The sequence below is a fragment of the Aquirufa sp. ROCK2-A2 genome, assembly GCF_054558485.1.
This window is the reverse complement of record NZ_JBPXKA010000009.1, coordinates 1-21773: the sequence shown is the minus strand read 5'-3', so window position 1 is coordinate 21773 and position 21773 is coordinate 1. Positions and strand designations below refer to the sequence as shown.

17 protein-coding genes are annotated in these 21773 nt (G+C 34.8%); 7 read left to right on the top strand and 10 right to left on the bottom strand.

The genetic code is table 11. The features are described from left to right. Positions 1 to 187 precede the first annotated feature (187 nt). Positions 188 to 919 carry an HAD family hydrolase gene (locus tag V7S76_RS11050; protein ID WP_459510161.1) on the top strand — a complete coding sequence of 244 codons (732 nt, stop codon included), beginning with the start codon at positions 188 to 190 and terminating at the stop codon, positions 917 to 919. Then, entirely contained in the window at positions 906 to 2063 is a 1158-nt protein-coding gene (locus V7S76_RS11045; protein WP_459510160.1) for a TIGR03364 family FAD-dependent oxidoreductase, read from the top strand. Before V7S76_RS11050 ends, V7S76_RS11045 begins: the two co-directional genes overlap by 14 nt. Positions 2064 to 2081: 18 nt before the next feature. On the opposite strand, the gene V7S76_RS11040 is transcribed toward V7S76_RS11045, so the two are convergent. Continuing rightward, entirely contained in the window at positions 2082 to 2525 is a 444-nt protein-coding gene (locus V7S76_RS11040) for a GNAT family N-acetyltransferase (RefSeq protein WP_459510159.1), read from the bottom strand. Positions 2526 to 2629: 104 nt separating this feature from the next. Between V7S76_RS11040 and V7S76_RS11035 the strand changes: the two genes are divergently transcribed. Together V7S76_RS11035 and V7S76_RS11030 are read left to right on the top strand one after the other, a co-directional pair. Then, entirely contained in the window at positions 2630 to 3178 is a 549-nt protein-coding gene (locus V7S76_RS11035; protein WP_459510158.1) for an HD domain-containing protein, read from the top strand. After that, positions 3175 to 4437 (top strand): DUF5690 family protein, encoded by a 1263-nt coding sequence (locus V7S76_RS11030; RefSeq protein ID WP_459510157.1) that lies wholly within the window; start codon positions 3175 to 3177, stop codon positions 4435 to 4437. The genes V7S76_RS11035 and V7S76_RS11030 overlap by 4 nt, the downstream gene beginning before the upstream one ends. A 638-nt stretch (positions 4438 to 5075) precedes the next feature. Here the strand turns inward: V7S76_RS11030 and V7S76_RS11025 are convergent. From V7S76_RS11025 to V7S76_RS11010, 4 genes are all read right to left on the bottom strand, one after another. Next, positions 5076 to 6140, bottom strand: coding sequence for a phosphoglyceromutase (locus V7S76_RS11025; protein ID WP_459510156.1), 1065 nt, complete (start codon positions 6138 to 6140; stop codon positions 5076 to 5078). A 187-nt stretch (positions 6141 to 6327) separates the two neighbouring features. After that, positions 6328 to 6864 (bottom strand): hypothetical protein, encoded by a 537-nt coding sequence (locus V7S76_RS11020; RefSeq protein ID WP_459510155.1) that lies wholly within the window; start codon positions 6862 to 6864, stop codon positions 6328 to 6330. A 44-nt stretch (positions 6865 to 6908) separates the two neighbouring features. Further along, positions 6909 to 8678, bottom strand: coding sequence for an Ig-like domain repeat protein (locus V7S76_RS11015; protein ID WP_459510154.1), 1770 nt, complete (start codon positions 8676 to 8678; stop codon positions 6909 to 6911). A 39-nt stretch (positions 8679 to 8717) separates the two neighbouring features. Beyond that, positions 8718 to 11558, bottom strand: a complete 2841-nt coding sequence (locus V7S76_RS11010; RefSeq protein ID WP_459510153.1) for a TonB-dependent receptor — start codon at positions 11556 to 11558, stop codon at positions 8718 to 8720. Between the two features lie 923 nt (positions 11559 to 12481). Here V7S76_RS11010 and V7S76_RS11005 point away from each other — a divergent pair. Both V7S76_RS11005 and V7S76_RS11000 read left to right on the top strand, forming a co-directional pair. Next, positions 12482 to 12841, top strand: a complete 360-nt coding sequence (locus tag V7S76_RS11005; protein ID WP_459510152.1) for a hypothetical protein — start codon at positions 12482 to 12484, stop codon at positions 12839 to 12841. 466 nt (positions 12842 to 13307) lie between these two features. After that, positions 13308 to 13535 (top strand): helix-turn-helix domain-containing protein, encoded by a 228-nt coding sequence (locus V7S76_RS11000; protein ID WP_459510151.1) that lies wholly within the window; start codon positions 13308 to 13310, stop codon positions 13533 to 13535. 49 nt (positions 13536 to 13584) lie between these two features. Here the strand turns inward: V7S76_RS11000 and V7S76_RS10995 are convergent, their stop codons facing one another. The 3 genes from V7S76_RS10995 to V7S76_RS10985 all read right to left on the bottom strand — a co-directional run bounded on the left by V7S76_RS10995 (position 13585) and on the right by V7S76_RS10985 (position 18371). Then, on the bottom strand, positions 13585 to 15759 hold the full coding sequence (locus V7S76_RS10995; protein ID WP_459510150.1) for a metallophosphoesterase: 2175 nt from the start codon (positions 15757 to 15759) through the stop codon (positions 13585 to 13587). Between the two features lie 197 nt (positions 15760 to 15956). After that, a complete protein-coding gene (locus tag V7S76_RS10990) occupies positions 15957 to 16721 on the bottom strand; it encodes a helix-turn-helix domain-containing protein (RefSeq protein WP_459510149.1) in 765 nt (254 codons plus the stop codon). 9 nt (positions 16722 to 16730) lie between these two features. Then, complete coding sequence (locus V7S76_RS10985; protein WP_459510148.1) at positions 16731 to 18371, bottom strand: sensor histidine kinase; 1641 nt, start codon at positions 18369 to 18371, stop codon at positions 16731 to 16733. A gap of 114 nt (positions 18372 to 18485) precedes the next feature. Between V7S76_RS10985 and V7S76_RS10980 the strand changes: the two genes are divergently transcribed. After that, a complete protein-coding gene (locus V7S76_RS10980; RefSeq protein ID WP_459510147.1) occupies positions 18486 to 19328 on the top strand; it encodes a VOC family protein in 843 nt (280 codons plus the stop codon). A 252-nt stretch (positions 19329 to 19580) separates the two neighbouring features. On the opposite strand, the gene V7S76_RS10975 is transcribed toward V7S76_RS10980, so the two are convergent. Next, positions 19581 to 19988: a GNAT family N-acetyltransferase gene (locus V7S76_RS10975; protein WP_459510146.1), complete on the bottom strand. Its 408-nt coding sequence runs from the start codon at positions 19986 to 19988 to the stop codon at positions 19581 to 19583. A 15-nt stretch (positions 19989 to 20003) separates the two neighbouring features. After that, positions 20004 to 21254, bottom strand: coding sequence for a glucuronyl esterase domain-containing protein (locus tag V7S76_RS10970; protein WP_459510145.1), 1251 nt, complete (start codon positions 21252 to 21254; stop codon positions 20004 to 20006). Between the last annotated feature and the right edge of the window lie 519 nt (positions 21255 to 21773).

Genomic DNA, 21773 nt, shown 5'->3' with positions numbered 1-21773 from the left:
TGAAAGAAATAACAAATTATTAAGAGAATGTTTCCAATGTTTCGTAATTATTAAGTCTTGATTTAATTAAAGAAAGTCGACTAATTAATAGTAGAAAAATACCATAAATGACAAATTAATAATTTGTTCACATGGGGTTAATGATGCCTTAATATCCATGTTCTTATTTCGTATAATGGAAAATCAAATGAACGATATCAAATTAGTGGTGTTGGATATGGCAGGAACAACGGTCATGGACCAACATGAAGTAGAACATTGTTTCAAGTTAGCGGCTCAAAAAAATGGGCTTAATTCTTCGGACGATAGAATACTGGCCCTACAAGGCTACGCTAAACTGTATGTATTTCAATTACTATGGACGGAACAGTTGGGAGAAGGGAATCCAGAAATTGAGTCATTGGCCAAACAATCCTACAAGGATTTTACAAAAATTTTAGAAAATCATTATCAAACAGAAGCTATTTTTCCAACAGAAGGATGCTTGGAATTATTTGACTATCTACACTCAAAAGGCATTTATATTGCTTTAACTACTGGATTTTATCGCAAAGTCGCTAATATCATTTTACAAAAATTGGGTTGGTTACAAACATTGAATAATAATTACATCAACCTAAGTAATAAAACTGGAATTCACATTTCTGTCACACCTGATGAAGTCAATGGTCAAGGTCGTCCTTCTCCAAAAATGATTGAACATGCAATGACAATTTGTGGAATTACAGACCCGAAACAAGTAATTAATATTGGAGATACGCCCGTGGATTTGGCATTTGGCAAAAATGCAGGTGTCAGATATGCATTGGGAGTATGCAACGGCACACATACCAAAGAACAATTAGTTGATTTTCCCAATGATGGGCTATTGAACAAAATATCGGATCTTATTGAAGTAATTGAAAATGTTAAAAAATAGAAAATACGACTTAGTCATTGTTGGTGGTGGTGTAATAGGTACTTTTTGTGCCTTGCAAGCTTTAAAAAAAAAGAAGTCGGTCCTTCTTTTAGAAAAAGATGAGCTACCTTATGAAGCAAGCTTTCGAAATTTTGGACAAGGTGTTCCTTCCGGTCAAGCCTTGGATACTTGGTTCGAATATGGCCGAAAATCGCTGAAAATTTACAAAGAATTACAACAAGAATTTGATATTTCACTCGTCGGAAATGGTTCCTGGTATGTAGCTTCCGATGATCAAGAGGCTACCCTATTGGAAGAAATGAGCCAATTAATGAAAGATCGAAATTATAACAACCGACTTTATACTGCCAATGAATGCTTGGAAATAAATCCTCATTTCAAAAAAGAGTATGTCAAAGCTGGACTCTTTTTCCCAGAAGAGGCTTCTTTGAATCCACTTGTAATGGTTCATCGAGTTCGTGAAATGATGATTAAGTATATGGGATTGCATTATCAAAACCAATGTTCCATTATTCATGTAGAAAAGAAGAGAGGTATTGCCATGTTAACATCTTCCAAAAAACAAACTTTTTGGGGAGATCATGTCATTTTAGCCAATGGACGAGATACCCAATTTTTACTTCCAGAGCACTATCCAAAGGAGGATTTAAAAATCAGTAAATTGCAAATGATGCGATTAGCCCCACAAAAAAACATTTTAAAATCCAATATTTTAACGGGTTTAACCATCCGCAGATACGAAAGCTTTCACTCCTGCCCTTCTTTTTCCAAACTAAGCACTACACCTGAACAAAAATTATTACAAGACAAAGGAATCCATATTTTATTCAAGCAAGCACAAGATGGTTCCATCATTTTGGGCGATTCTCATGAATATGTACCCGCACATGAACAAGCTAAATTTGGTTTCGAAATATCCAGTGAAATCAATGAAATGATGTTGTCTGAGGCTAAAAAAATAACGAATTTGGAAAACTGGCAAGTAGATTCCTCTTGGGCAGGATTTTATTTGCAATCCAATCATTCGGAGGTGTTAACCAAAACGATTGACCAAGTTATACACATTGTGAACGGAATTGGAGGAAAAGGCATGACAACTTCGCCAGGATTTACGGCGGAATATATCAATCAATTATATCTGTAAGAAAGAGATAATGATTGCCTAGTCAAAATAAATAGTAAATTTTTCATGGGAATTCCTGAAACCTATCTTTTGATAAAATTGATGGGCCTCTTTTCGTCTTTTATTGGATGAAACCTCTAAAGATTTAACTTCCCATCCAACAACCACTTCTTTGACTTTTTCTACCAAATTTCTACCTATTCCTTTACCTTGAAATTCTCTCGTAACAATCATTTCTTGGATCTCACACACTTGTCCTTCGTGATGCAAAAGCCACTGACTTTTGCAAGTGATAAAACCTATCACTCCTTTTCTCTCCTCCTCAGCAACGAAAATTAAAGTACTCACATCATTGAGGTAATGATGAAAAATTTCGGCAAATATTTCTTTGTCTGAAACTCGATTTTCTAACTCGTCCAATAACATTTTCACGGCTAGCAGATCATTCAATTCCGCTTCTCTAATTTTCCAACTAACTGTCATATTACCAAATAATTAATCAAATGTAAAATCTATTTTAAATCATGTTCTTGACCTTTTTTAAGGACCTAATGGTCACTAAATTAAAGCTTAATTAGTTATAAATTATGTCGAAGAGCGTTGTAGAAGAAATAATTTTCCTTTTAAGCCATCATGGCGACTCACAATATGGTGGAGAGCCTGTAACACAAGGAGAACATGCTTTGCAGGCAGCCCATTTGGCCCTTGAGAATAAAGAAAAAGATAGTGTCGTGGTGGCTTGTTTGCTTCACGATATTGGTCATTTATTACACAATTTGCCCAATGATGCCCCCGAACAAGGCATTGACGATCTACATGAAAGTTTAGGCTTCGATTATGTCAATCAATACTTTAATCAATCCGTTGCCGAACCGGTATTATTGCATGTGGATGCCAAAAGGTACTTATGCAAACGGGAACCTGGGTATTTTGACATATTAAGTGAGCCTTCGGTGATTAGTTTACAACTGCAAGGAGGAATCATGTCGGAACAAGATTGCATCGAATTCGAGCGTAATTCATTTTACCAAGATGCCATTATCCTTCGTCGGTATGACGACATGGCCAAAGTGCCTGACATGAAGGTGAATCCCATCGAATACTACCGTCAGCTATTAAGCAATCATTTGAAATGATTCAATCGATAAGTTGGGCCAAAAAATCAATAAAAACAGATTGGATATCCCATCCAGCCTGGACCATGGTCGCGGCATTTGGTTGTTATTTTTGTGTATATGGATTTAGGAAACCATTTACAGCGGGTTTATATGAAAATCAATTTTGGTATGGCATCCATTGGAAGTCCATTTTGATTTCATCTCAAATCGCGGGATACATGCTATCCAAATGCATGGGCATCTTTTTTGTTTCCTCCATTACCTGGGAAAAACGGGCAAAAGCCATCGTGTTAAGTATCCTAATAGCAGAATTTGCCTTATTGGGCTTTGGATTTGTGCCCAAACCTTGGAATTTATTGTTTTTAGTAATCAACGGATTACCGCTTGGTATGGTCTTTGGTTACATTCAAGGATTTTTAGAAGGTAAAAGAAATACGGAATTATTCATTGCGGCCTTGGGCTCCAGTTTTATCCTTGCGGATGGAGTTTCTAAATCGATGGGTATTTCAGTTTTACATGCAGGTATCTCAGAAAATTGGATGCCATTTACAACGGGTTTGATCTACATCTTACCATTTTTGTTCTTTGTTTGGATGCTTACACAAATACCTAAACCAAGTAAAGAAGAAGCCCTAGAACGATCAGAAAGACAGCCCATGACCCAAAAAGATCGAATTTTATTAGTAAAAGAATTATGGCCTGGAATTTTATGCATAAGTCTGCTGTATTTATTCGCAGCTTTATTGAGGGGTATTCGCTCTGATTTTGCGCCTGAAATATGGTCTTATTTAGGATTTGTAAGCGTTCCATCCTTGTATTCGCAAACCGAAATTTGGGTAACTGTTGGTATACTTGTGATTAACGGAAGCTTGGTCATCATTAGAAATAATAAAAACGCATTTTACTTGAGTTTGGGAATTATTAGCATCGGATTTTTATTATTGGTAGTTGCAGGAATTTGGGGTTTAAAACACATAAATCCATTTTGGTTAATCGTTATGACGGGCTTTGGCATTTATTTACCCTATTTAACGATTACAACTTCTGTTTTTGAACGAATGATTGCGATTACAAAACACAAAGCCAACATAGGTTTTTTGATGTATATCGTGGATTCCATTGGATACTTAGGCTATAACACCTTACTAATAAGCGCGGGGTTCATTTTCCCATTCCTTGATTTGCCAAGTATTTTCTTTTCTTGGATTTTGTGGTTAGGCTTAGCTGGAATTATCATTTCAGCAGTGAATTTGATGTATATGAAATGGCGGTTGTGAGGTATTAGGTAATAGGTAATAGGTAAAAGGTAATAGGTAAAAGGTAATAGGTAAAAGGTAATAATGCGAATTAAGAGTTGAAACTTCTAATTTTCACTTCTCTTTTTTACCGCTTTTGCTTTGACACAGCTGAGCCAACGCTGTTTATTCTTTTTTGGGACTTATCAATGAATTTGCGGTTAATCCGACGAAAGATTTGCACGAAGCGGTAGGCGGAGCTTTGACAATGCGCATGGGCGATGTGCGTCAGGGTCAAAGAAAATAGCCGAAAGCGTAGTGAAAATCGGGCCGCTTGCGGATTCGTCTTGGATTAACTGGAAGAAAATAAGTTTTTTTGTTTCTTTTTTTCTAAAAAAAAGAAATTCCATGGATAATAAATTAACCAATAAATAGCAATGCTATATCGAATTTTGAGGTATTAATGAATAATTGAACTCTTAATTCGCATTAATAGGTAATAGGTAATAGGTAATAGTTTTTTTTCTCTTCTCTCTCCTCTTTTCTCCTTTGAGTTTAAATAAGTGATTTGTTTTTAACACAAGGGACACAAAGATAATGCAACCCGATTACCTTGATTTTTTTATTGGTTCAAATAGGTTTTTGACTCTTCATTCGCATTTTTACCTATTACCTAATCTCTATTTTTTCTCAGACTGAAAATTCAATCCCATTAATTGAGAAACGCGGTGAATTAAGTCTTTTTGATACACTTGCGTCTTGGATTTTACTTCCCCTAAAGCCTCTACTTTAGCACCTAATAATGCGAACCATATCTCATGCGAATCTTTGACTTCTTGCCCATGGGAGGTCCACTGAGATTTAATTTTATTACCTCTACCATGATCAGTCGTAATTAAAAGAGTTGTTTTACCCTTATATAAAGGATCCGTTTCCACAAAATTCCAAATATCAGATACCCACGCATCAAATTGATGGGCTGCATTCAAATAATGTCCATAATGACCTTCATGAGCGAATTCATCTGTTTCACCATAAGAAATAAATAAGGCTTTGGGTTTTTGCGTTTTTAAATAATCCAAGGCTTGATAGTGCATAAATAAGTCCAATACTTCAACTTCTCCAAAAACATGAAATGATTCTTTGGTCATAGCCGACAACAGTTTCGCTTGAACTGAATTTGAAATACTAGAATAATCATCAAATCCATTAATCACCGGAAAACCTGCCCTCTTTTCGTTCAAAATACGATCAAAAGCATCCCACGCCCCAAAAGCTGCTACCTGATTTTTGTAGTTTGGCAGACTATTTAAATATTCAAAAAAATTAGTGTTGGGATTCGCTTTGTAATCATTTGAATTAACTGCTGTATCAACTTGACCCGTCAATAATTCGCTATATCCTGGATAAGAAAACCAATAAGGATTCGATACATTTGCCAAATTACCTAATTGACGATTCCCATGTAATTGGCCTTTTTGAGCAATCGTTTTCCAAAAAAAAGGCAATAACTTTTCTCTTCGATCTTTCAAATCTTTGGCCCAATAGTTGGCAACAATAGCAGCACTATCTCCGTGATGAAAACGTTTCAATTTCACTAAAGAAGAATCCATTCCTCCAAACATATCTTGCCAACGAAAACCATCGGTCATGATGACAATCACTCTATGGTCATCTGATTTTTGACTAAACACGGAAAAGGAAATACTAAAAAAGAGAGCAGAAAAGAGTAGATTTTTGAACATTTGATATCATTTATTTTTACAAATCTACACAACAAATACCAGCAATAAAGGAATCAATGATGATGAAATTGTTAAGTATTTGACTTCACAAGATGCCCTTAAAATTACGCCACTTCGGAAAAAAAGAAATGTCGATAGGAAACCCATCGACATTTTCTGCATTACACCAATATAAAATCTAAAAGACTTAGTCATGAAATACCCAACGATTCCATTTTTTTTGGTACGTCAGTGTACTATCCGGCCATTCTACATAATGCTTTAATGGAACATATTCATTCAAATTTCCCTTAAGAACCAATTCCTTAAATAAAAATTTCCCTCTTTTAAGCGCTGTTTCAGGATCTAAATGAGGTGTATTTGCCACCTCCTCAAAATTCTCTGGTTTCAGGCTTCCTTCTTTCAATTGAAATTTACCAATCACCGAACGACGAAATTGAGTTAAATGGCCAACAGGTCGATTTAATAGAAAAACATATTGACCTTCTCCTGTTTTTTCCAATTTTTCCAAGGAATATTTCGGAATTTGATTCACATAATACGATCGAAATTCTGGATTAAATCGAGTAGAATCATTTGCATAAGTAGCATTTTCAGCAACTAGCGTAATGATATTTACCAAAAGACTATCTCGCTCTGAATCCGACAAATAATGTTTGGGAGAATCCTTCGGTTCGCATGCGGCAAAAACCACCAAGGATAAAAGACAAATGAATATTTTCATAGAAAAAAAAAGGAGCCTAATTGCTTAGGCTCCAATGAATTAAATTACTTAATATAAATGACTGATTGAGGGCTAAACTCTGCCCAACCCAATGTCCAGTCAGTTGTTTTAAATGCACCTACGTAATCCGTTGCTTCAAAGAATGAAGGAAGGTTAGTATTTAATTTAGGACCAATTAATGACTCAGATGTTCCGGAAGTCAATGCTAAAGTAGGACGACCTGAAGCCCAGATGGTATTTGAAATACCTAAGTTAGTTGTATTAGCCACAATTTTATTTCCTGTCAATGATTTGAACCATTCTTCTGGAGTTTTATCGCCAATTAAGATGGATGTACCATTCACACCAGAAGACATATTTTCAAATGCTGGAACCGCAACTCCTTTTGGATTAGCTGAAAATCCAGTTCCCCAACCATTAGAGCCCCAACCTTCAACACCAGCTAAAACTATATTTTGCAAATCAATGTCACCATTAGCTGCATTGGCTTTGGCACCACCTTTTTGACTATCAATGTACACCCCGAATGGATATCCAGTAATCAATGTATTGTAGATTTTTTGTTTGTTATTTCTACGTAATTGAGCACCGTGTTGGAACAATGGAGAAATCGCAATAGAAGCAGCACCTTTCGATCCAATGATTGACATATTAGCAAAAACAGCCGAAGTAAATGGTTCTCTAGAAGAACCATTTGCATCATTATCACACTCAAATCCATTTGAACCTGATTGGTCAGCTTGTGTAGTTCCACGGATACCTAATCCAAATTGAACATATCCAGAGAACCCATTATCCGTATCAAAATCATCATCCAATCCTTTGTATGCAATTAAGTGTTTCGCATTCACTGTTCCACCAAACCACTCGAATGAATCATCTAAACCAAATGATGCTTGTACGAAATCAATGGTAGTACCCGAACCCACAGAAGCCATTGTTAAAGAGTTAACCTCTTGATTTGGGTTGATTGGGATACCTGCAAATTCTAAACGAACATACTTCAATGAACCTGAATTATCTTTGGCATCAGAACCACCGTGGAATGCACCATAAGCTCCTTCTAATTCTCTGTTTTTAGCGTCGTCTGGTAAGTTGTTTGGAGCTTTACCACAAATTACTAAACCACCCCAGTCTCCTGCTTCTCTTTCGCCAACATTTCTTTCTGATGTAAATACAATTGGCTTTTCTGCAGTTCCTTCAGCGATTAATTTACTTCCTCTTTGTACAATCAATGTACCTTTAGAAACTTTATCACCAATAATTGTTGTACCTGGTTGAATAGTTAAAACACCTGTTTTAGTTACATTTCCAAATACCGTTTCTTCTCCAACACGAACAAAACCTACTAATTTGTAAATTTTATCCGCTGACCAAGTCACATTACCTTCGATAATTCCTTTAACTTCTACAACTGATTTAGGAGGAATAGCAGCAACTGTAACAGCAATTGGAGTTAAAGTAGATACTTGATTTTTTGAATCAACAACTTGCAAAGTAAAGTTTACTACTGAACCAGCAGCTAAATTTTCTACTACATAATCTTTCGCATACTCAGCTGTTTTTTCGCCAGAATACGTTTTCGAATCATAAGAAACACCGTTTTTTAATACGATAACCGACTTAATACCTGCCGGAGCATTAATGGTTGCTTTGACAGAAACCGTTGTACCAATGGTACCAGCAATTGTACTTGAAGCACTTACAGTCGGAATTGGAAATATTTCCTCCTCTTTTTGACATGCTACAAATGTCATCGCACTTAATGAAATCATCATAAATGCTTTGAAAAAATTTGTTTTTACTCGTTTCATTTTTTTGTTTTGTTAAGTGTTAAATTTTTTAGATACGTTTTATTTATAACCAAATGGAGTGAAAATTAATCCCAATGAATAGACTCTTCCAGGATAATAAGATTGAATAACTTGGTCCTCTACACGGTCAAATTTGCCGTCTTGATTACCATCTTGTAAAACATAATTTTGCTGATTTAAAAGATCACTAATACCTCCTTTAATCAAGATATTTTTAGCAATTTTCTTTGAGAATGTTAAGTCCATGATGCTTCTTGGCATTTCGTACCAATCCGGATAATTGTAGCCATAATTATTACCCACCGCATAAATTCGCTTCCCAATTACATTGAAGGAAAGATTCACTTGCAAGCCTTTTTGAACATCATTGTAATTCCATGAAGCATTCAAAATGTAAGGGCTTTGTCCTTGTAGAGGTCTATTATCTGATTGATTAGCAGAAGTACTTTGATTTAATTTTACTTTACTCAAAATGTAGGCAGCATTGAAAACCAAACTGGATTTTCCTAAAAAGCTATTTGGGCTATCTGGACTTAAATTCTTTCTGATTTCTGCTTCAATACCTGCAGAATAAGCACTTTCTGCATTTTCAAAATTCAAGTTAGGATTAGACCCTGATGCAAAAACGACCTCAATTGGATTCGTAAAATGTTTATAAAACAAAGCTAAACTCATTACCTCAGAAGGTGTCGGATACTTTTCAAAACGTAAATCGAAGTTTTGAATCGAAGCATTTTTTAGATTAGAATTTCCAGATATGTTTCTGTTGTTCACAAAATCATAGAATGAAAATGGCGCAACTTCTCTAAATTCAGGACGATTAACTGTTTGTCCATAAGCCAAACGCAACAATGATTTCTCTGTGAAATTGTAACTTAAATTGATCGATGGTAAAATATTTAATACCGTATTATCATATTTTAAGGGTTGCCCAATTAAATCATAAGAGTCTAATTTTTGACTATTATTTTCCGCTCTTGCGCCAGCAACCACATTAAATTTAGATCCTAAAGCAAAATTGGCTGATAAATAAAAGGCCGATAAAACATTCGAAGCGGTGTAGGAGTCATTTGGATTTGTTTGCTCATCTATTTTTACACCATTCGTGTTATTAATGTTCTGATCAGAAAAGATTTGATCAATGGGTAAAGTACCAATGTTGAACAAGGCACTGTTCGATTGAACATATCCTAAGTTTCTAGCTGAAAAACTTCTGTTTTTGGTTTCAAAATACAAACCACTTTTGAATTCTAATTCTTTACCAAAATCTCCATTGGAATTTTTATCCCACTGAAATTTATGTGAAAAGTTAAGGGCGCCCGTTTTAGCATTTTCATTTAAAACAATATTTGTACGGCCTAAATTGAAGGTTTGAGCTGAACCCATTGGCACCAATAAAGTCGCATTGGATCCATCCAAACTATATCTAAAACGCTTGTAATCTGGTTGATCTCTAAACGATGAATTGTAACCCACGACCCAATCCATCTTCGTCAAACCCTCGTTCCATTCATGCTTTCCAACCAATTGACCCGTATAAATACCACGATAAACCTGATCAAACGACTTAATATTCCAATTAGCTCCGTTGTCGATACCTGTACGATCGACATATTGAGAATTACTTAACTGATTAAATAAGTTCTTGAATTCCAAGGTAAATGCATCTGAGAAACGGAAAGTCCAGTTGTGCATCGCTCCAAAACGAATGGCGCTGGAATATTGCTTGTCGGCAAAATTGAAGACAAAATCTGGTTTACCTGTTGTTCCAATTTGACTATATCCATAATCGTTACGATCCATAATAAAATTGGATCTTGTAGAAGAATAATTAACAGAACTAATATTGCCAATTTTAATGTCGCCCCAATTCAATTTTAATCCACCAGAAATGGACAAACGCATATCAGGCATGGCACTTTCCTTTGATGGAACCCAATTATTCTTCAATGATTGTCCAATTTGCGTCAAACGCGCTGCACCTGAAGATAATAACTCCGATTTTGAGGCAGGGAATGATTTTGGCAAATCGAAATACCCATTGTTAAATCCTGTCCAATAATTGGCTCCATGTTGAGGGGTATAAAAATCTTTGCTGGTTGTTCCTTCTCTAAATGAATTCGAATAGTCGATATTTAGGAAATTTTGTTCAGGGATGCTTTTGGTGAAAATTTTAACGGTACCACCTGCAAATTCGCCGGGTAATTCAGCTGAGGGACTCTTGAAAACCAAAATACGATCAATTTGTCCAGCTGGAATAATATCGAAAGAGAAAGAACGAACGTCTGTTTCCATCGATGGTGCAAAGGTATTATTTAATTGAACGGTATTGTAACGCTCATTTAAACCTCTAATATTAATAAAACGATCTCCAAAAATAGTTACACCTGGTACACGTTTTACTACTTCAGCAGCAGTACGGTCCAAAGTTTTGGTGATTTGAGCGGCAGATATACCACTTACAACCAATTGAGAAGCTTTAATTTCCGATATAACTGAAACCTCCGTATTGGTTAAGCGTTGAGCAACCACCTTTACCTCGGCAAGGTTGGTAGACTCTTCTGCTAGCGTCAAATTTAACTCGGTTACCTGATTGGCCGTAACCTTCACATTCTCATAAATTTTGGTTTGATATCCAACAAAAGAGATCTTTAATGAATAGGAGCCAACAGGTAATTTACTGAAAGAGAAAAATCCGTTGATGTCTGTAGCAGCTCCTTTGTTAATGCCTTGTACTAAAATAGTTGCACCGATGATATCTTCTTTTGATTTCAGATCTTTGATGGTTCCTCGAAGAATTCCTGATTCCTGTGCAAAGGATCCAAAAGAGCATAATAAGGTGATTAGAACTAAATTGGTGTAATAAGTAATTACTTTCATGGGTTTATAATACTGGTGAATTTGATGTCACAAAATTATTATCCCAAAACTGGAGCACTGTTAAAAAGCAGTTACGTTTGTGTTACGAAATTGTAAAAAAATACAGGTATTGATTAACAATTTGATAACATTGAAGAGAGGTAATAGGTAATAGGAAAAAGGTAATAGGTTAAAATGCGAATTAAGAGTTGAAATATTCTTAATTATCTCAACATTCGATGTAGCATTTCCATTTATTGGCTAATTCATTTTCCGCGGTATTTCTTTTTTTCAGAAAAAAAGAAACAAAAAAACTTATTTTCTTCCAGTTAATCCAAGACGAATCAATTTAATTAAGAAGTATGAATTATGAATTATGAGCGCTTTTTAAAACTCATAATTCATACCTCATAATTTATTTCGTTTCTTTCGTCGGATTAACCGTTAGTATCGAGCTATAATTAGCTTTCAGAACAAGCGTTTTTGTGATTACAAACAGTAGCAGAAAGCGATTGCTGAGCCTGTCAAAGTATGTTTAATAAGCTAAACGAATTATCGAAGCCATGATTATAATGATTGTTACAAAGAGCAGCACGAAAAAAAATAATTAGAAGTTTTAACTCTTAATTCGCATTAATAGGTAATAGGTATTATTCAATTTATCATTAAAATAAACTTCGTAACCCTGGTATTAAAAGCTATTATTAAACACAAAGGGGTCACGGTGTTTCAAATTAATCCCAGAGGGAATATAAAATTGTATCCATGTACTTTATTCCGTGGGGAAGAATAGAAGAGCAACAGCGGTAAAAAGGGTGAAAAAATGAACCCATCAAAAAAATCCAATATTAAATTTTTCATTTCAACTGAAAACTTAACACACTTAAATTTTTTAAACACATTTCTTTTTATAGCTTTAGAGTTATAATAAATTCTAAAAAACCATGAGTGAGAAAAATAAAGTAATGGTAGAGGTTTTATCTACTGTTGTTCTTCCAAAATTGAAAGGACTTTCTGAAAAAAATGCCAAAAAAATAATGGATGTTAGCGAAAAGGCATTGGGTCAAATAGCTAAAAAATATCACCATTTGTTAAAAGAGCAAGCTGAAAAAGAAGCTCAAAAAAAAGAGAAAGCTCTCAAAAAAGACAAAAAAGAAGCTGAAAAACTAGCAAAAAAAAACGAAAAATTAGCTAGACAATCGAGTACACAGAAAAAATTGGATCTATTATTAAATATCAAAGCAGATTCAACTGTAAAACCAGCTGTGGTAACTGCTAAAAAACCTGTGGTAGCTAAAAAATAATAAAAAATAGGTTTAAGTTTAACATCGCTTCAAACGTTGAACCTATTTAATTCCAAACTCCAAAGCCAACTCTTATCAGATTTTCTAATCCATAATTTTGCACAGAATTGTACGATGTTCTAAGCAAAATTATGGATTAATTAGGTGCGGATAGCCCCTCTTTTCTATCTATTCTGAACAAAAAAGCTCAAGAAAAATTTCCCTGAGCTTTACCAATTATATGTTCTAAAAAAACTTAATATTCTAAATCAAATGATGAAAAATTATTGACTAATTTTTCACTGGACGAATCATGAATGATCATCTATTTTTTAAATAAATTGGATGATTTGATAAATTGATGATTGTTAAACAAAGCTTAAAGCATTCTAAATGTACAAATATTTTATATTTATGCAAGTATGCCTAAGAACTTTTTTTGATAAAATGCAACATTCGGTGGAAATGAAAAAAATTATCCCATCAAATGAATCCCATTAAAAAAGAAGACTTACTAATTCAATTAGGATACCACATAAGAACCATCAGAAAATCGAAAAAATTGACCCTCGAACAATTAGCCTGTGACGCAAATGTTGAAATAAGTCAAATCTATCGAATCGAAAAAGGAAAAATCAACCCAACCTTTACCACTTTGCACGCCCTTTCAATCGGCTTAGAAATCCCTCTAAAAGAATTATTCCATCATTATTGAGAAAACGTATATACTAAAGCGTTTAAAAATTGAATGCTTCCTACACTCCTTATTCTTTGATAATTTTCCTTGTCAGTTGATTTTCCTTGGATTTCAATTGAATAACATAAACCCCAGTAGGTAAATGACCTACATGTATCAGAAACTTATTTTCTACATCTAATTTCTTCACATGTATCTGACCCCGAATATCAAATATCGTCATGTCAACCACTTGTCCAAAAATGGAAGGAAATTCTATACACAATACATCTTTGACAGGATTAGGATAAAAAAGCATGGATAACTCCTCTGAAATTTCAGTGATGACAACAGAGACCGATTTAGACATTGGGCTCATACAGCCTTTATCGGATTTGATTTGAACCGTATAATTACCCGTTGAAACGGCTTGTAAATTGGCTGCATTTGAATTTGCCAATGCGACACCATTCAAAAACCATTGATAAAGCGAACCGGCGCTTGCAGATAAATTGATTTCATTCAATTGATTAATGACAGGAGCTTTGGGGTTTACGATTGTCGGACAATCATCTTTATCATCCATCATCCCATCTCCGTCGGTATCTTTTTGAGAGTCCGCGCAACCATTAACATCTACTTTTTGTCCTTTGGGAGTATTCAAACAAACATCTATATTATCGGTCACGCCGTCCTCGTCCGTGTCAGGAAAAATAATGTTTACTTGATAACTATATGAAATACATTTTTGACTATCCGTTACCGTATATAAGGTGTTTTTGGAAGGTGATACCTCTATTTTTGCAGATTTATCATTGGTAGACCAAACATAATCTCCCTGCCATGGTGCCTCCAGACTTATTTTTTCCAAATATTTCAATGATTTCGTTTCGACTTTACCAAGGGGCAAATCCTTAAAAATCGTGAAACGATCCGCATTTATTCCATTTTCATCAAAAAATTGAGCATTTAATCGATTTCCTTGCACTTCAAAATTCATGAATCCACCCAATTTATCTACCATGACCTCCATGATTTTGTGAGGTGCATCTGCTTTTCGGGTACCAGTTGCACCTCCAACCCCATTGACCACATACAAAACTCCATTTTTGGTTGAATCAATTGACGAAAAAAAATAGGGACAAGAATTAGCTGTACCGTCGTATTTACCGGAGTTAGTTTGTGACCAATGGATTTTCGGATCAAATTCAGGGGATATTCCTGTAAAATTCGTAATGGGTTTAGATCGTTCATACACATGACTATGCCCGTTAAGAACCAAATCCACTTTGAATTTTTCAAAAATAGGAACCAATTTTTGACGAATTAACGTCAAAATGGGCACCACATCCGAGTCATAAGTTCCTTTTGTAAAAGGCGGATGGTGAAAATAAACAATTTTCCAAGTTGATTTACTTTTTGCTAAATCAGCTAAAAGCCAATTTAGTTGATCTGAATTATCATCAATAAGTCGTTTCCCATCTTTACCAAAACCTTCAGTATCCAAACTTATCAGATGGATATTACCATAATCAAATGAATAGTAAGCCTCAGAACCCGAAGGAACACCTCCTAATTCCGCCTGAGAAGGTAAATTGAAATTGGAAAAATAGGGTATTATAGGAGAGTCTTGTATTCTATTTCCAACACCATCGTAGTCGTGATTACCTAAAGCAGTAAACAAAGGAACTTGTTTTAATACATTCCCATTAGCATAAACATTGAAAAAGTTTTTTTGATAATCGGCATCAGTTGCGCCAGAATAGACATTATCTCCCAAGGTTAATAAGAATTGAAAATCTTGATTACTTTTCCATTTTTTAAAACTTTCGAACACTTTTACTTGCGTCGCCCCAGGATACATATCAGCAATTACCCCAAACCTAATCTTGTCAGTGGAATTTGAAACAGGCGCTGTTGTGAAAAAATAGGTCGAATCTTTGATAGACATATTTTCACTAAATCCTATTTGATAATAATATTTGGTATTGGGTTGCAAAGAATCTAACACAAAAGTATGGTCAGTCGTGGATTTATTAGCAACAAAAAGTTTACTATTACCAAGCTGATTCTGAATATATACTTTGGCAATACTTGTGGTATTTGTTCTGAACTTAACAGTCATTTGATGGGATCCTGCCATTTGCAAGAAAGGTCCACGTACGATATTCTGTCCCAACATTATCCCGTAAAAAAGAGAGAATAAAAGGATGAGCAATTTTCGCATAGATGGGTTGGTAATGATGAAAGTATAAAAATACATAAACTTACTTCAATTGAAAAAATATCGCTTTTCGCAATATGACTACATTTTTTACAATCAAAGTTTACATTCAAGTAATTAATTTTGGATCCTGAATAATATGTGAATTTAACGAATTAGAGGATTTGCTCTTATAAAAATATTTAATTTAGAACATGTAGTGCAACAAATGCCATTTATGCTGTAAATGGCATTTTTTATTTCGCTCCAAACATTTTTTTAGCTTTTTCTATACTTCGATATTGCTCCGGAGTGATATTTGTGATTTTCTTGAATGCCTTATAAAAATTGCTGTAGGTGCTAAAACCAACCTGATTTGATATTTGAATGATGGAATCGTCCGTTTCAGCCAATAAGGATTGAGAAATTTCCACCCGACGTTTCAATATAAATTGATAGGGAGATAAACCGACTAATTCTTTAAAAATACGGCCAAAATGTTCGGCTTCCCAAGGTGTCATTTCCGCTAAATTACTGATGTTGATTTTTTCACCAATCTGCTTATTTATGCGATTCATGACCATTTTAATATGAAATGGCAATTCGTTTTTGATCGGTTGGTCTAGTCGATCGACATCGATATGACGATGCTCAAAGTTGCTTAATATGACAAAAATAGTGGCAATTAAATTTTCCGGATTAAATGGTTTTACTAAATATCCGTAAGGTCTCGTATTCCTCACCTTCTCCAAAGTCATCCTATCTAAATAGGATGTCAAGAACATAAAAGGTCGCTCATTTTTTTCCAATAAAATTTGGCCTAATTCTATGCCCGACGTTTCATCGTTTAGATGGATATCAATAATGACTAAATTCGGATTTTCCTTTTCGATTAATTGTAAGGCTTGAGAAACATTAAAGCAATCAATAATCACTTCATAGCCTTCTTTCTCTAATTCCACTTGTATATTAAGTGCAATCAGGGGTTCATCCTCTACAACTAATATTTTTTTTCGTAACATTGGTGCGAATTAATTTCCAATTTGTTTGAAACGAAGGACGAATTTAGTTCCATTTTCATTACTAATTTCAACGGATCCTTTCAATTGCAAAGCTAAAGATTTAATCATTTTAATACCTGAAGACAGATCCCCTATACTTTTTAGATCGATACCTAATCCATTATCTGAGAATGTTAAAAGATATTCTTCCTCTAACTTTTGTAGGTTAATCTGTATTTTTCCTTCATTCAAATCCTTAAAAGCATGTTTGATCGAATTGATCGCCATTTCATTTACGATTAGGCCCAATGGCAAAATGGTGTGAATATTAAGTGTTAAATCTTTCGGTAATACAGTTATTTTCAATGAATAATTCTTATCATAACAAGAATCCATCGTCAATTTTAATATCTCATGGAAATAGGGCAATACCTCCATTCGACCCACCTCTTTTCGATGCAAAATTTCATGCACCTTTGCCATAGCTGTAATTCGTGAAATACTTAATTGAATAAAATTTTGATTATTACTTTCTGGGGAATTGGCATGAAGATTCAGCAAGCCCAATATCATTTGAAAATTATTCTTCACCCGGTGATTCGTCTCCTTTAACAAAAGTTGATTTTGATAGGAGCTAAACTCTAATTCTTGATTGATATACGTTAATTCTAATTGACGTTTCTTGGATTGTCTAAAGATAAAAAAGAAGATGACCAATAAAATGACCACGAAGCAAATGGCGATAATTAATAGCGTATTATTGAATTTTTGCTGGCTTTCTTTTATTTTCAGTAATAGGATTTGAGTAATGACTCCCTTATCCTGAATGAGTTTTGATTTTAATATAATTGCCGTCTTCGAAATTTTTTCTAGGTCTTTGACTGCTTGCTCAGGAGAAGTCTTTGTTTCCAATAAATAAGACAATCTATTTTGAGCAATCAAATACTCCAAATCCAAAGAACGCCCCGACAATTCACAATATTTAACTGCTAATTTGGCCGCAACTAAAGCAGAATCATTTTTACCGGTAATACTATATATTCTCGACAAATTATTATAAGGCATAATTAGCCATTTATAATCTTTAGCTCGCAAAGCACATGTAATGGATTTCTTAAATGTTTCCTTTGATAAATTCAGATCTAAATTGCGATAGTAAAGTGCCAAAACACCATAAATTTTTCCTCGCTCGACATCGAAGCCTTGGTCATTTATGAATTTCAAAGTTGTAAATGCAACAGTCTCTATCTGACTTAAATGCTTACTTTCATATCGGCAATATAGATTAATATATATTGCATTTAAGTAACTGACTGTATCTTTTGCTTTTAAAAAAAAATAGGCGGATTTTTCACTTTCTTTGACAGCATTGGTATATTTTTGATGCAGCATGGAACGAATAGAAGCGGTGCTATAATAACTCCCAAATCCTACTAAATCATTGGATTTTTTGGATAATTTATAACCTTCATTCAAATAATAGAAATATTTAGAGGAATCAATATCTGAATAGGCATTTGCTAAAATATAAAGATTATTCAAGCGGGCGCGGTCAGACATTCGAACCTTTAAGCCTCGCTCTAATGACAATATTTCCTCCACATTTTGGCCCAACAAACCAAAGCTTAGGATGGAAATCCAAAGGAAAACAAACACTTTTTTTATGAACACAGAACAGAATATAATTCGGTAAATATAAATAAATTATTATTTCGTCTAAAATTTAACTAGTTCCAAAAAAACAAAATACCAGAAAATAAGTAAATTCGGAACTAAATTTTTTCTATGCTACAAGAAATTGGATTTTGTCTTTGGTTTGACCAAAAAGCAAAAGAAGCCACTCAATTTTATCAAACAGTTTTCTCAGATATAACCTTACAATCTGAGAATCCCATGGCTGTAAATTACCGCCTTTTTGATCGGAAATTCATGCATTTGAATGGTGGGCCAGGTTACCCGATTAATCCATCTATCTCCTTTTTTGTTAATTTTGAATCCGAAGAAGACATCCATTCCGCATGGGACAAAATTAGTCAAGAAGGTTCAATCATGATGCCCTTAGATACCTACCCTTGGAATCCTAAATATGGTTGGTGTGCCGATCAATATGGTGTCAATTGGCAATTTATGTTAGGACATCAATTCACACATTCCAACATCATGCCCTCCATGATGTTTACAGGCCATAACAATGGCAGAGCAGCAGAGGCGATCCAATTTTACACATCCATCTTTCCCAATTCAGAAACCATCTCTGTGAGTACTTATGAAAAGGGCGAACAAGACATCGAAGGGAACATTAAATATTCTCAATTTCTCTTAAATGGAAAACCCTTTGGTGCCATGGACAGCTCAATGGATCATGGTTTCTCATTTAACGAAGGTGTCTCATTTCGCATCACGGTGGATACTCAAGAAGAAATCGATTTATATTGGGATCAATTGGTGAAAGGGGGAAATCCTGGTAGATGTGGCTGGCTAAAAGATCGATTTGGAATTTCTTGGCAAATATTGCCCTCCATGCTTGGTAAATTGATGATGAATCCTGCAACTGCTCCTAAAGCAACCTATGCATTTTTACAAATGTCCAAACTGATCATCGCCGATCTAGAGAAAGCGGTGGAGTAATTGTGATGTAGGTTATAATACCATTTTATCAAACATCTGAACTTTTAAACATGTAAATTGCAGGGGGAAAGGGGCCCCATTCCCCAAAAAAAATTAAGTACAGATTTCATAGCTATTTACTTATATTTTCCATCAGTTAATTGATTTTATTATCCCTTCTGGAAAGATTTCAGCGCAAAAAAATGTCTACTTCTCTACATATGGTGGATAAGGTAATAGGTATTAGGTAATAGGTAATAGGTAAGAAATTCATTAATCATTCTGACGAAGCATCTTCACATAGTATTTGCCATTTTTTTTGAATGGTTCTCCAATGACGGCTAATCCGAACTTTTGGTAGAAGGAAATCTTCTCACATCGGGCATTACACCAAACCTGATGATAATTTCGGCTAGATAATTCCTCAAATACCTTAGAGAGCAAAGCGGTTCCAAATCCTTGTCCTTGATAATCCACCAAAGTTGCAAACTTCCTGAATTGTGCGGAAGAGCCATCCGAAAAAACAGAAACGACGCTAACTAATTTTTCTTCCCAAAATAAACCATAATGACTAGCCTCTTCATCTCCCGAGACGCGCACAAAATCCATACTCCTTTCTGGCCACATGACTTCATGCCTAATGGGTAATACTTCTTCTATGGAAATTAATCTGATAATCATTTAAAAATGGGCTAATTATTTAATACTTTCATTAGCAAAACGAATAAATTCTGTCCAATCAAATTCATTGATGTCATGTTTTCCTTCACGAATGTGGTATTGAACACGTTGACCTACAGGAGTATTTAACGCAGGAAAGCTTGTTTCCCCCAATCCTATATGATGATACAAGTGATAAATAGGTTCAGCCCATTTAGCACCCAAAAACTCTCCCATGGGGTCTGACCATTGATCCCCCACGGCACTTGTCACATACAAGGGTCTTGGTGCCAACAATCCAAGCAAGATATTCGAATCAAAAGGTAGTTCATTTTCTTTGTAGGCATAATTTTTATAATCCTTAAAAAACCAATGAGGAAAATTATTCGTAATTCTCCAAAGGTTTTCACCATAATTTCGTCGAGCAATCGCCGCACCGCCTTCCCCAGATTCATTGGAAATGACAGCAGAAAAACGCTGATCATTTACTCCTGCCCACAAGGCAGCTTTTCCTAATCGGGAATGTCCATGCAAAATAATATGCTTGCTATCAACAACAGATTGAGTCGTCAAAAAATCAACGACCCGACTCAAACCCCAAGCCCAAGCCCCATTAGCACTCCACTCATCAGGCCCAAGTCCTAATTCCTTAGCTAATAAAGTCCGAACCCCCTTTTTATATCCTTCTTCATGATCTTCCTCAAAATCTGCACAAGAAACCGTGATACTTCCTAAACCAGCAGCTATGATCTTTTCAAACTGCCATCTACTTGCCCATAAACCCCTTGAACCTTCATCTCCCAAATGATTTTTATACCCATTTTCGCCATTACAAACCACATATCGATTCGAGATTGGAATATTTTTATCCAAGGATGTCGTTTGATTCCCACAAAAATTGAGTCCTAAAAATACTGCCGATTTTTTGTTTGATGTAGGCAAAACACCTAAAATAGAAATGGTATATTTATCTGCAAATGTCAATTCCCAAACGTATTGAATAGCCTTGCCATTCATCACTTCCGTTTTAGAAATTAACCGACTCGTTTGTTTGATTTTCTCCTTTGGCATTTTTCCAAACATCACTCTTTCATATTCTCCAAGCCAATATTTTCTTTGTTTTTCCCAGTCTTTTGTGTTTGTAGCCAAAGTGCCATCCGTCCTCAAAAGTGCATTAGGTAAAGTATATTCACCGACCTTATTTTCATCGTAATTAGCCACAAAGCTTTGTTGCGCAAGAGAATGTAAACTTACAGATAGTAAGAATAGAAGAATTGAATTTTTCATAGAGCATCAATAGGTTTGGCCTTGAAAGAAAAATGTTTGATGTAAGATATAAAATTTATGATTATTACTTCTCTCCTTACCGCTTTTGGCTTCGACTCAGCTGAGCCAACGCTGTTTATTCTTTTTTGGGACTTAAAAATGAAATTGCGGTTAATCCGACGAAAGAAACGAAATAAATTATGAGGTATGAATTATGAGTTATGAATTTTTAAAAACGCTCATAAATTCATACTTCATAAATAAATTGATTCGTCTTGGATTAACTGGAAGAAAATAAGTTTTTTTGTTTCTTTTTTTCTAAATAAAAGAAATGCCATAGAAAATAAATTAACCAATAAATGGCAATGCTGTAATAATGAATATTTTAACTCTTAATTCGCATTACTACCTATTACCTATTACCTATTACTGACGGTGCCTGAAAAAAGTTGACACATCTTTCTTCTTTTTAAACAAGAAGAAACATGAAAAAAACATCATTTAGAGTTCAGCTGATCTTTTCGGAAGAACTTCGCAAAG

Coding starts and splice junctions, on each gene's coding strand:
- V7S76_RS11050 (WP_459510161.1), top strand. CDS start 188: ATGAACGATATCAAATTAGTGGTGTTGGATATGGCAGGAACAACGGTC.
- V7S76_RS11045 (WP_459510160.1), top strand. CDS start 906: ATGTTAAAAAATAGAAAATACGACTTAGTCATTGTTGGTGGTGGTGTA.
- V7S76_RS11040 (WP_459510159.1), bottom strand. CDS start 2,525: ATGACAGTTAGTTGGAAAATTAGAGAAGCGGAATTGAATGATCTGCTA.
- V7S76_RS11035 (WP_459510158.1), top strand. CDS start 2,630: ATGTCGAAGAGCGTTGTAGAAGAAATAATTTTCCTTTTAAGCCATCAT.
- V7S76_RS11030 (WP_459510157.1), top strand. CDS start 3,175: ATGATTCAATCGATAAGTTGGGCCAAAAAATCAATAAAAACAGATTGG.
- V7S76_RS11025 (WP_459510156.1), bottom strand. CDS start 6,140: ATGTTCAAAAATCTACTCTTTTCTGCTCTCTTTTTTAGTATTTCCTTT.
- V7S76_RS11020 (WP_459510155.1), bottom strand. CDS start 6,864: ATGAAAATATTCATTTGTCTTTTATCCTTGGTGGTTTTTGCCGCATGC.
- V7S76_RS11015 (WP_459510154.1), bottom strand. CDS start 8,678: ATGAAACGAGTAAAAACAAATTTTTTCAAAGCATTTATGATGATTTCA.
- V7S76_RS11010 (WP_459510153.1), bottom strand. CDS start 11,558: ATGAAAGTAATTACTTATTACACCAATTTAGTTCTAATCACCTTATTA.
- V7S76_RS11005 (WP_459510152.1), top strand. CDS start 12,482: ATGAGTGAGAAAAATAAAGTAATGGTAGAGGTTTTATCTACTGTTGTT.
- V7S76_RS11000 (WP_459510151.1), top strand. CDS start 13,308: ATGAATCCCATTAAAAAAGAAGACTTACTAATTCAATTAGGATACCAC.
- V7S76_RS10995 (WP_459510150.1), bottom strand. CDS start 15,759: ATGTATTTTTATACTTTCATCATTACCAACCCATCTATGCGAAAATTG.
- V7S76_RS10990 (WP_459510149.1), bottom strand. CDS start 16,721: ATGTTACGAAAAAAAATATTAGTTGTAGAGGATGAACCCCTGATTGCA.
- V7S76_RS10980 (WP_459510147.1), top strand. CDS start 18,486: ATGCTACAAGAAATTGGATTTTGTCTTTGGTTTGACCAAAAAGCAAAA.
- V7S76_RS10975 (WP_459510146.1), bottom strand. CDS start 19,988: ATGATTATCAGATTAATTTCCATAGAAGAAGTATTACCCATTAGGCAT.
- V7S76_RS10970 (WP_459510145.1), bottom strand. CDS start 21,254: ATGAAAAATTCAATTCTTCTATTCTTACTATCTGTAAGTTTACATTCT.